Below are 9,864 nucleotides of genomic sequence, written 5' to 3' on the forward strand. Positions count from 1 at the left end.
GGCCAGCAGCGCCACCGGCAGGGGCAGCACCACGGCCAGCGCCGAGCCCAGCGTGGCACCGATGAAAAACAGTGGCGTCACTTCCCCACCCCGGAAGCCGCACCCCAGCGTGAGGGCCGTCAGCAGCAATTTCCAGGCAAAATCCTGGGGGCCCAGCGGGGTTTGAAACGCCTCCACGATGACGGGCACGCCCAGGCCCAGGTAACGGGTGGTACCCAGCGCGCCCACCAGCGCCACCAGCAGCACGCCCCCGAGCACCGGCCGCAGCGGCGGGTAGGCCAAGCGGGCAAACTGCCGGCCAACCCAGTGCGTGAGGGCCGCGAAGCTGCGGGCCGTGAGGCCAAACAGGGCCCCGGCCAGCAGGGTGCAGCCTACTGACTGGGGCGTGAGGGGCAAGGCCGCCAGCTGCGGGTAAGCCGTGTGGCCCACACCCCAAGCCCTGGTGACGAAGTCGGCGCTAGTAGCGGCCAGGAAGGCGGGCAGCAGGGCGTCGTAACGAATGGAGCCCAGCAGCAGCACTTCCAGGCCAAACATGGCCCCGGCCAGCGGCGTACCGAACACCGAAGCAAAGCCCCCGCTCATGCCCGCAATCAGCAGCAGGCGCCGGTCGCGGGGGCGCAGCCGCAGCCAGCGGGTGAGTTGGTCGGCCAAAGCGCCACCCATCTGTACGGCCGTGCCTTCGCGCCCGGCGGAGCCGCCAAACAGGTGAGTGAGCAGGGTACCGCCTAGTACCAGTGGCACCAGGCGTAGCGGCACCGGAGTGCGGGGCGCGTGGATTTCGTCCAGAATCAGGTTGTTGCCGCGCCCGGCCTCCCGGCCGAAATAGTGGTAAGCCAGTCCGATTACCAGCCCCGCCGCCGGCAGTAGCAGCAGCGCCCACGCGTGCAACTCCCGCCAGCGCGTCACCCAGTCGAGCGACACCAGAAACAGGGCCGAAGCTGAGCCGGCCAGCACCCCGACCAGGCCGCTGAGCAGCAGCCAGCGCAGCACAAACCCCAGGGTAACGGCCGAGTCGAGGCGGCGCAGGCGGGCGGATAGCGGGCGAAAAAAATCGGGGGAGAAAGGCATAAGACGCGAACTGCACGATGGAGTACCCGGCCTGCCGTCGGGGCAAACCGTGGAGTAGGAATCATCAGCGCAAAGCCTGGGGCTTCGGCGGTTCGCGGTGGAAATCCATCACCGTATGCGGGGCGAAGATAAGAACATCCCGCGGGCCGTATCTATCGAAAGTAGGCCCGCCTACTTTCGGCCCAGCCGGCGGCGCAGCTTGGTCACGTTGTCAACCTCGTAAGCATCGGGGTCGGCGCCGACCAGCTGCTTGATGCGCTTAGCCGAGCGGCCCCCGAAGGTGACGACGGCCAGGCCGGCGGCGTGGGCCTGGGCGGTGTTGGCAGGCGTGGTCAGGTCGCCGTTGAGCACTACGGCCTCCACCCCCAGGGCGCGGGCCTTGCTGAAGTTGCCGGTAAAGTCCTCGGTTATCTCGTAGCCCTGGGCTGCGGCGGGCCACAGCCGGCGCAGGCGGCGCAGGGTAGCTTCATGGTCGCCGACGAACAGCACCCGCTCGGCCGGCACGCGGTAGCGCTGGAGCAGGCGCACGAGCTGGCGGGCCAGGGCCGCGGAGTGCACCTGGGCCTGGGCCGGATTCAGGCAGGGCAGGTCCTCGTGCAGATCAAAATGCAGGTAGGGAAACTCGGGCCGGCGGGCCAGGCGGGCCAGCAGGGTGTCGAGGGTAATGATTCGCTCGTGCTGAAACCAGTCGTAGGGCCAGCCGCCGGCGTAGGCGAGGCTGGTGAGCACGGCGACCGGAAACTCGCTGGTGCAACCCCGCCCGGTCTTGGTCATGGTGTTCAGCGTCACGTCGTGGTAGAGCACCGGCACGCTGTCCTGGCTGAGCTGGATGTCGACTTCAAGGCCCTCGGCCCCGTCGCGCAGGGCTTTCAGCTCGCTGCGCAGGCTGCTCGGCGGCAGCGGATTGAAGGTGTTGAAGGGCCGCAGGAAACCCGAGCCGGCGTGGCCGACAACCACCATTTTGCCGGGTTCGCGGCGCACGGGATTCGACTGGGCCAGGGCAGAGCAGGTCAGAAACAAGGCGGCCAGCAGCCCCAGCAGGTAGTTCATACGACGGGCCGCGAACCAGGTAGCCCGGCGGCAGAGGCACATACGCCGGCCGCGCCGCCACAGTTGGCCCCGACTCCCGCCCCGGGCCTCAGAACATGCCGTTGCCGTGGGCCATGGTTGGGGGCACCACCTGCAGCACGTCCCAGTGCTCCACGATTTTACCCTGCTCATCGAAGCGGAAGATGTCCATGCCGGCGTAGTCGTGGTCGTGGGGCCAGTGCTGATAGCAGTGCAGCACCACCAGCGGGCCTTCGGCCACGGCGCGCTTCACCTCCACCCGCTTGCCCGGATACTCGCGGGCCATCCGCTCGAAGTAGTCGATAAAAGCTTGCTTACCGTCGCCGACGTGCGGATTGTGCTGGATGTAGTCGGCGCCCACGTAGCGGGCAATGGCGGCGGCTGGCTGGCAGTCGTTGAACATCAGCTCGTAGAAGGCAATGGCGTTCTGCTTGTTTTCGGCGGGGGTGGTAGGCATGGCAGCAATGGAATTAAGGGAACAAAGCAATACGAACGAGCCGCGAGCCTATTCGCCCAGCGTGGCCTGCAGCCACCCGAACAGCTCCTGATACACCCGGGCGCGGACGGGCGCGGCCGAAAGGACCAAATCGTGCATACCGCCCTCGATGGGCCGCACCGTTACGCGCGAGCCGAGCCGGGGCGCCAGCCGGTGAATGTCGCGCACGTTGAGCACGCCGTCAGCGTGGAAGTATTCGTCGGTCCAGCCCGCGCCGTGCACCGTGTGGGTGGAATGCAGCACCAGCACCGGTACCGTCAGGCCCAGCCCGCGGCGAATGCGGCGGTGGCCGGCGTGAATTGCGCGCAGCCAGCCCGTCGTGACGGGAAACACCTCGATGGGCTTCCAGGGCAGGTAGTAGTCCCACTCGCCGCGGTACTGCCGGTGCAGGCTTTGTCCGTATTCGGTGGGCAGGTTGGCCGGAATTTTCAGCCCCGGCAGCCAGCGCCCCGCCGCCGCGGCCAGGGGTACGCCCACGTGCCGGTTGAGCCAATTCTGGTGCATGGCCAGAAACGGACTGTTGAGCACGAGCGCCACAATGGCCATCTGATTGGGCGAGTCTTCGGCGTAGAGAGCCGCAATGAGTCCGCCGGTGGAGTGGCCGCTGAGCACCACCGTACGGTGGCCCTCGGCCTGAATCACGGCCAGGGCCGCGTCGAGGTCGGGGTAGTACTCGCGCAGGTTGCGCACGTTGTTGGGCCACTGGTGGGGCAGCCAGGAGCGGCCGTACTTGCGCAAGTCCAGGGCATAGAACTGATAGCCGTGCTGCTCGTAGCGCACGGCCATTTCCTGCTGAAAAAAGTAGTCGGTGAAGCCGTGCACGTAGAGTACCGCACGCCGGGGCCGGGGGCCGCGGGGTCGGCGCCGGATCAGGGTGCTCTGGACGGGGCCTTCGTAGTCGGGAGGCTGGGGCAGCACGCGCTGCTCGAAATCGGGGCCCAGCACGTCGGGCTGGTAGGCGTAAGGAACCATAGAAACCGCGGGAAAGCCGGCTTGCGCCGGGTACGCTCAGCTATACGCTAACCGACGAGTTTGAGCAGCCACTTTTTGATCAGGGGCTGGCGGGCCAGCCGGCAGCCTACGTTTACCACCCAGGGCTTGTCGGCCAAAAACCGCATCAGCCGGTAGCTGCGGGCCAGGCGGCGCCCGATCTGGGCCTGCACCTGCTGCTCGTAGTGCCGCAGGTACTCCGCGCTGAAGTTTTGCGCCCGGAAGCAGCGCTCCACTTGGGCGGCGGCCAGAATCCCGCTTTGCATGGCCGTATCAATGCCGTGGCCCTGGAGCGGGTCAATCAGGGCGGCTGCGTCGCCGCAGAGCAGAAAGCGCGGTCCGGTGAGCGGGCGCGGGGTACCGCCCAGGGGCAGGCCGAAACCCACGATGGGCGTAAGCTGCTCGGCCCCGGCAAAGCGCGGGGCCAGCTCGGGGTGCTGGGCCAGCAGCGCCAGCATCGTGTCCTTGAGGTTGACCTGGGCAGCCGCAATCTGGTCGGAAACCATGCCGAAGCCCACGTTGCAGGTGCCGTCGCCGACGGGAAAAATCCAGAGGTAGCCGGCCAGGTATTCTTTCAGGAAAAAGAACTCGGTACGGTGCTCGTCGGTGCCGGCGATGCCGCGATAATAGGCCCGCACGGCGGCGCAGTGGTAGCGGCGGTCCAGGGGGCGGGGCAGCAGCTTGCGGGCCACCACGGAGTTGGCCCCGTCGCAGCCGATAATCAGGGCCGCCGTGAGCGGGGTACTGCCGTCGGCGGGTACCACCGTGGCGTGGTCGGTGGTGGTGTGCACGTCGCGCACGGCGTAGTTTTCCAGAATGTGGGTGGCCGTGTGACGCCGCACCAGGTTGAGCAGGTGGTGGTCGAAGTGCAGGCGGGGGCTGCTGAAGGTGGGCAGTTGCCACTGCACCCGGGCCTGGCCGCCGTCGGGAGCTACCAGGCGGCTGATCTGGGTGTCGGCGCGGGGCGTGCGGGCGCGCAACTCCTGGTAAAAGTCTTCGGACAGCCGCCGCAACGCCTTCAGGGCCGGGCCCGGAATGGCGTCGCCGCAGACCTTATCCCGCGGAAACCGGGCCTTATCAACCAGGGCCACGCGCAGGCCGCTGTGGCGCAAGGCCAGGGCACAGGCGGCGCCGGCCGGACCGGCACCAATCAGAATAACGTCGTAGTGGGGAGCAGCGGCAGCAGACACGGTGGGGCGGGACGGGGAGCGGAAATCACTACGTACGGTGCAGCTCCGGCCGCGGTCGGATTCCGGGCGGCCGCTTCCAACATCGGGCATATACAATATTCGGTATTTCCCGCGTTAGCTCAGCCGCCGCGGGCTTCGCCGCCCGGGTTGAACCTCCCAACTTCGCATGAAAAAAGTACTGCTGCTGGCCGGCCTGGCCTTGCTGATCGGGGCGTGCGCCGCCCAGTCGACCACCGTTTCGTTTCGGGACCAGCAGCTGCGCTACCCCCGGGTGCGGGAGGCCTACGCCCACACCTGGTCGTCGTGGCGCCTGCTGCTGCAATGCCGCCGCCTCGACCCGGTCCGGCTGGAGGTATTCATTCGCGCCTTTAAAATCGGGCGGCGGGTGGAAGTCTGGGGCCGCAACCACGACTCCGATGGCGCCTTTCAGCTGCTGCGCTCCTACCCCATTGCGGCCTGCTCGGGCGCGCTGGGCCCTAAGCGGCAGGAAGGCGACGGGCAGGTGCCGGAAGGGTTTTACCTTATCAACCGCTTCAATCCCAACAGCCTCTACCACCTTTCCCTGGGCCTCGACTACCCCAACGCCGCCGACCGGGCCCTGGGCCTGGCCAAGCCCGGCGGCGACATCTTCATCCACGGCTCCAACGTCACTATCGGCTGCCTGCCCATTACCGACGCGCTGATTGAGGAGCTGTACGTGCTACTGGTGGAGGCCCGCAGCGCCGGGCAGCAGGACATTCCGGTGCACATCTTCCCCTTTGAACTGAGTGACGGGCAGCTGGCCAAGTACCGGCAGCACCGGCACTACGCCTTCTGGCAAAGCCTGCAGCCCGGCTACACCTATTTCGAGCAGCACCACCGCCCCGCCTCGGCGGCATCAACCACTGGGCTCTACGCCTTGCCCTAGCGGAAAAATGCGGAGTTTTGGGGCCGCCGCGTCCGGTACGCTATTCTTCTTGCTAAACTTCTACTCATTCGATGCTCCGCGAGTCTGCTGTACTGGTGCCCATTTTCCGGGATGCGGCCGGGGAGCTGCGCGTGGTAATGGTGCACCGCGGCAGCCGGGGCGCGCATGGCGGGCAGCTGGCCTTTCCCGGCGGCAAGCACGACCCCGAAGATGCCACCCTGCTGGCCACGGCCCTGCGCGAAACCCGGGAGGAAGTCGGCCTGACTACGGCCAGCATTGAGGTACTCGCGCCGCTGCCCGTCATCGAAACCCTGACCACGGGCTTCCGCATCACCCCGTTTCTGGCCCGCATCATTCCACCCCCGACCTGGAAGTTCCAGCAGCCCGAAATTGCCGGGGTGCTGGAAATACCGCTGCGCCACCTCGCCGATCCGGCCACGTTCGGGGAGGAAGAGTGGCAGCTGCCGGGCTGGGCAGCCCCGGCGCGGGTATCATTCTGGCGGGTGGGCCCGCACCACCTCTGGGGCGCCAGCTACCGGATCCTGCGGCCCCTGCTGCCGCGGCTACTGGCCGGCGAATGGACTTTTTAACGGCCCCCGCCGCCCAGCTTTCCCCGCTGCCGCATGCTTCCCGGCACATCATTCTGGCACGAATTTGCGTTTGGAAGCTACCGTTGGCCGCGGACCACCCTTTCCCGCGCCACTTTTTCTGCCTTATGCAACGACTTTCCTTTCTCGCCGCCCTGCTCCTGGCCTGCGTGCTGGGGCCCGCGGCGGCCCGCGCCCAGGGCGAGCAGTCCATCTGGTACTTCGGCCAGCAGGCCGGCCTGCGCTTCGACGGCACCGCCGCCCCCACTCCCCTGCTCGACAGCAAACTGACCACCTACGAGGGCTCATCGGTGGCCACCAACAAGCAGGGGCAGCTGCTATTCTACACCAACGGTGAGGTGGTCTACAACCGCAAGCACGAGGTGATGCCCAGCGGCAAGGGGCTGATGGGCAGCAAGTCCAGCTCCCAGAGCGCCCTGATTGTGCCCGACCCGGGCAGTGGCAACGTGTTCTATATCTTCACCACCGCGCCCCAGGGTACCAGCAACGGCATGCGCTACTCGGTGGTCGACATGACCCGGGAGGGCGGCTTCGGCGACGTGCCCCGGGCCAACATGCTGCTCATCTCGCCGGTAGCTGAAAAGCTGGCCGCCGTGAAGCACAAACACGGCCGCGACGTCTGGGTTATTGGGCACCGCTGGAATTCTAATGCCTTTGTGGCTTACCTGGTCACGGCCGAGGGCGTGGAAACCAAGCCGATTCTGAGCAACGTGGGCAGCATGAACGCCGGGCCGGGCCGCAACGCCATCGGCACCATCAAGTTCTCGCCCGACGGCACCAAGCTGGCTACCTCTATCTGGCGGGAGAGCAACAAGTTTGAGGTCTTCGACTTCGACGCCGCTACGGGCAAAGTCAGCAACCCGCGGGCCTTTGGCACCTACGAGGAAGCCTACGGGGTGGAATTCTCGCCCGACGGCACCAAAGTCTACGGCACCTGCAACGGCAAGGGCGGTGGGCAGGCCGAAATCTGGCAGTTCGACCTAACCCAGAAAAAGCCCACGGCGGTGAAAATCGGCTCGTCGGCCAACCGTAAAATTGGGGCTCTGCAGCTCGGCAACGACGGCCGCATCTACGTGGCCCGCGAAGACAACCCATTTCTGGGCGTGATTCAAAACCCGAATGCCGCCGGGCTGGCCTGCAAGTACGTCGACGACGGCCTCAAGCTCGGCGGCCGCCGCAGCAAGCTGGGCCTGCCCACGTTTGTGCGCTAGTCCGGCCCGCCGCGGCCGGCGGGCCGGGCCCCTCATTGGGCCAGCGTAGCAAGGGTCGAAATGGTGTAGCCTCGAAAGGCATTCTTCCGTAGAGCGAAAGCGGCGTATACTTACTCCGCGTTCCGGCCGCCAGTGTCTTTCCGGTACTGGCCGCCATCTTTTTCGCTCCCTGCCCTTTTCGCTCCCGATGAAGATACTGCTACCTAATTTCTGGCTTCTGACCTCTGCCCTGCTGCTGACCGGGGCCGCCCACGCCCAAACTGCGGAGCGCCGCACCGGCCTCGGTCTGCTCATGAGTGGCCTGCAGTACCAGGGTAGCTACGGTTCCGACTACTGGAAAACGGAAAACACCCGCCTGGCGCCCGGCTTGGCCATCAACCAGTACCTTTCCCGCAGCCTCGACCTGAACACGCAGGTGTTTTACGGGGAAATTAAGGGCTACCGGGGCCCCGAAGACCGGTTTGCCACCACGCTTATCAACCTCAATGCGGGCTTTAAGCTCAAGCTCAACAACGGCTGGGCGCTCAAGGAAAATGCCCTGATTCAGCCCTATCTGCTGGCCGCCTCGGGCTGGACCTACGCCAGCCGCACCGGCCGCAGCGACAGTACCAACATTGAGCTCAACAAGGGCTACGTGGACGTATTCACGGCCGCCGGCTTCACGCTGCGACTCGGCCAGGGCGTGGGGCTGTTTGTGCAAACCGGTCAGCACCTGCCTCTGAATGCGAATCTGGACGGGGCCCGGGAGCCGGAAACGCCCCGCTGGGCCGACCGGTACCTGCAACACACCGTGGGCCTGACCATTCACATGGGCCAGCTTTCCGACATGGACGAAGACGGCGTGCCCGACCGGCTCGATAAGTGCCCCAATACCACCCCGGGCGTGGCCGTCGATGCCAAGGGTTGCCCCCGCGACGGGGACGGGGACGGCGTGGCCGATTACCTGGATGTGTGCCCTACCGAGGCCGGCACGCTGGAGCTGCGCGGCTGCCCCGATAAAGACAACGACGGCGTAGCCGACGACGACGACACCTGCCCCGACGTGGCGGGCAAGGCCGAACTCAAAGGCTGCCCCGACTCCGACAACGACGGCATCACGGACCAGGAAGACAAGTGCCCCGACACCCCGGCCGGCGCCCAGGTCGACTTTACGGGCTGCCCGGTGTCGTCGACGACTGACACTACGGCGGCCGTGCCAGCGCCAACGCCGGTACCGGTGCCCGCCACGGCTCCCGCCGGGGACCAGGACAATGACGGCGTGCCCGACACCCAGGACCGCTGCCCCGCCACGGCTGGCCCGGCCCGCAACGGGGGCTGCCCGGAAATCAGCGTGGCGGCCCGGCAGAGCCTGCGTGATGCCACCCGCGCCATCCAGTTTGCCCGCAACAGCGCCATCCTGCTGCCTGCTTCCTACCCCACCCTCGACGCGCTGGTGCCCCTGCTAGCGCAATACCCCGACTACTCCCTGAGCATCGTGGGCCACACCGACAGCCAGGGTCCGGCCGCTTTCAACTTGTCGCTTTCCCGGGAGCGGGCCGCCGCCGCCCGCACGTATCTGCTCGATAAGGGCGTGACGGCCGGCCGCGTGGAGCTGCGCGGGTACGGAGCCCTGCACCCCATTGCCACCAACGCCACCGAGGCCGGCCGCAGCCGCAACCGCCGCGTGGAATTCGACCTGTTCGTGAGCAACGGCCCCAGCTCGGCCCAGAAGAAATACGGCGCCGAGCCCGCTAAAGGCGCCGTGAAAGCCCCGGTGAAAAAAGCGCCCGTGAAAAAGGCCCCGGTACGGAAAGCCAGCGGCAAGAAAGCTCCGGCTGCCTCGAAAGTCGTGCGTAAGCCGGCCGCTCCGAAAACAGTGCGGACGAGCAAAGCGCCGGCGGTTAAACGCCCGGCGCCGGCTCGTCCGACAACTACTCCGCAGCGGTAGGGCGGCTACTGTACCGTCCCGAATTTAAACCGCAGAAAGCCCGCCGCCGCCGACAGGTACGGGTTTTCGGCCGTGAGCAGGCCGACCACGTCGCGGGTACTGATACCGGCCTCGTAGAAGCCCGAGGTGAACGTAACACCCAGGGGCACGCTCACGCTGTAGCCCGCTCCGGCCGATACGCCACTGCTCAGCCGCACCCAGCGCACGGGCTTGAAATCGACGCCCAGGCCCACGAAGGGCGCGGAAATGTTGCCGGCCACCTTGTTCAGGGGCAAGGTCACGTCGAGGCCGGTTTCGAAGTACTCGCTGATGCGCAGCCCGGCCCCGGCGCGGAGCTTGGTGGGCAAGTCGGCCTTGCGCTGGGCGCTGGGCTGGTAGCTGAAGAGGCTGTCGGAGCCG

9 protein-coding genes, 1 pseudogene and 1 riboswitch are annotated in these 9,864 nt (G+C 66.8%); of the genes and pseudogenes, 4 read left to right on the forward strand and 6 right to left on the reverse strand.

Annotated features, from left to right (window positions below):
- From EWM57_RS20220 to EWM57_RS20240, 5 genes are all read right to left on the reverse strand, one after another.
- Window positions 1-1,068 (reverse strand): chloride channel protein (locus EWM57_RS20220; protein WP_129923119.1); only part of this gene is annotated, 1,068 nt, incomplete at its 3' end.
- Between the two features lie 48 nt (window positions 1,069-1,116).
- A riboswitch (Fluoride riboswitch) is annotated at window positions 1,117-1,190 on the reverse strand.
- A 49-nt stretch (window positions 1,191-1,239) separates the two neighbouring features.
- Window positions 1,240-2,118: a glycerophosphodiester phosphodiesterase gene (locus EWM57_RS20225; RefSeq protein WP_165370591.1), complete on the reverse strand. Its 879-nt coding sequence runs from the start codon at window positions 2,116-2,118 to the stop codon at window positions 1,240-1,242.
- A gap of 88 nt (window positions 2,119-2,206) precedes the next feature.
- The gene (locus EWM57_RS20230) at window positions 2,207-2,593 is read right to left on the reverse strand and encodes a nuclear transport factor 2 family protein (RefSeq protein WP_129923121.1); all 387 of its coding nucleotides are present in this window, start codon (window positions 2,591-2,593) and stop codon (window positions 2,207-2,209) included.
- Between the two features lie 48 nt (window positions 2,594-2,641).
- Window positions 2,642-3,604 (reverse strand): alpha/beta hydrolase, encoded by a 963-nt coding sequence (locus tag EWM57_RS20235; RefSeq protein ID WP_129923122.1) that lies wholly within the window; start codon window positions 3,602-3,604, stop codon window positions 2,642-2,644.
- Between the two features lie 47 nt (window positions 3,605-3,651).
- A complete protein-coding gene (locus EWM57_RS20240) occupies window positions 3,652-4,812 on the reverse strand; it encodes an NAD(P)/FAD-dependent oxidoreductase (protein WP_165370592.1) in 1,161 nt (386 codons plus the stop codon).
- Between the two features lie 166 nt (window positions 4,813-4,978).
- Here EWM57_RS20240 and EWM57_RS20245 point away from each other — a divergent pair, with 166 nt between their 5' ends.
- The 4 genes from EWM57_RS20245 to EWM57_RS21870 all read left to right on the forward strand — a co-directional run bounded on the left by EWM57_RS20245 (window position 4,979) and on the right by EWM57_RS21870 (window position 9,465).
- Window positions 4,979-5,719, forward strand: a complete 741-nt coding sequence (locus tag EWM57_RS20245) for a L,D-transpeptidase family protein (protein WP_242510157.1) — start codon at window positions 4,979-4,981, stop codon at window positions 5,717-5,719.
- Between the two features lie 71 nt (window positions 5,720-5,790).
- The gene (locus EWM57_RS20250) at window positions 5,791-6,309 is read left to right on the forward strand and encodes an NUDIX hydrolase (protein ID WP_129923124.1); all 519 of its coding nucleotides are present in this window, start codon (window positions 5,791-5,793) and stop codon (window positions 6,307-6,309) included.
- A gap of 125 nt (window positions 6,310-6,434) precedes the next feature.
- Window positions 6,435-7,538: a TolB-like translocation protein gene (locus EWM57_RS20255; RefSeq protein WP_129923125.1), complete on the forward strand. Its 1,104-nt coding sequence runs from the start codon at window positions 6,435-6,437 to the stop codon at window positions 7,536-7,538.
- Window positions 7,539-7,725: 187 nt separating this feature from the next.
- Entirely contained in the window at window positions 7,726-9,465 is a 1,740-nt protein-coding gene (locus EWM57_RS21870) for an OmpA family protein (RefSeq protein WP_129923126.1), read from the forward strand.
- Window positions 9,466-9,470: 5 nt separating this feature from the next.
- Here the strand turns inward: EWM57_RS21870 and EWM57_RS21270 are convergent.
- Window positions 9,471-9,864: pseudogene (locus EWM57_RS21270) on the reverse strand (hypothetical protein); the annotation flags it as partial.

This window comes from Hymenobacter persicinus (genome assembly GCF_004167665.1).
GTDB classification, from domain to species: domain Bacteria; phylum Bacteroidota; class Bacteroidia; order Cytophagales; family Hymenobacteraceae; genus Hymenobacter; species Hymenobacter persicinus.